Raw genomic sequence first — 912 nt, 5'->3', positions numbered from 1 at the left:
GGTCCGCGTCGGGGCCCATGTGGTGTCCCAAGCGCTGATCGTGGCCACCGGGGTGTCCATCGACGGCACCCGTGAAGTACTCGGGACTGCCGTGGGTGACAGTGAATCCTTCGAGTTCTGGCGCGAGTTTTTGGGCTCGCTCAAAGCGCGCGGGCTGGCCGGGGTGCATCTGGTGATCTCTGATGCCCACGCGGGCCTAAAAGCCGCCGTGGCACAGCAGTTCGCCGGATCATCGTGGCAACGCTGCCGGGTGCATTTCATGCGCAACCTGCACGGCGCGGTCGCGGCCAAACATGCCCCGGCGGTCACGGCGGCGGTCAAGACGATCTTCGCCCACACCGATCCCGCCGAGGTCGACGCCCAATGGGATCAGGTCGCCGACACCCTCTCGGCGAGCTTTCCGAAAATCTCGACGATGATGGATGAGGCCAAAACCGATGTGTTGGCGTTCACCGCGTTCCCGCGGGCGCACTGGCAAAAGATCTGGTCGAACAACCCCATCGAACGGCTCAATAAAGAAATCAAACGCCGCGCCGATGTCGTGGAGATCTTCCCCAACCCCGCCGCGTTCCTGCGACTGGCGACCGCCGTGGTCATCGAAGCCCACGACGAATGGCAAGTCACCCGCCGCTACCTCTCCGACATCTCGATGGTCGAGCTGCGCAAAGTCATCGCCGCCAAACAGGCCGCCGCCGAACCCGCCACTAAAGCACTCGCCGAACAACGCCAAATCGCCTAGCATTCACCCCGACTCGTTGATCACTACGCGTGCACCCACACCGATCCGAAGTCCACCACACCACGGGACTCTGTCCTGTCGAGCTGTGGCGGTGATCCTTGACGCCCATCTTTCCTCTCCACTTGTCGGGCTTCCCGGGATAAGTAAGAGTGATCTGAAGTGCAAGCTTTTCT

At 62.3% G+C, this 912-nt stretch carries 1 protein-coding gene; it reads left to right on the top strand.

Annotated elements, in window-relative coordinates; translation table 11 throughout:
- The coding region (locus tag ABQF13_RS25270; RefSeq protein ID WP_448395547.1) for an IS256 family transposase at nt 1-739 on the top strand (739 nt) is incomplete at its 5' end.
- Nucleotides 740-912 lie beyond the last annotated feature (173 nt).

Source organism: Mycolicibacterium sp. XJ879, assembly GCF_053483935.1.
This window is presented reverse-complemented; position numbering and strand designations above follow the sequence as displayed.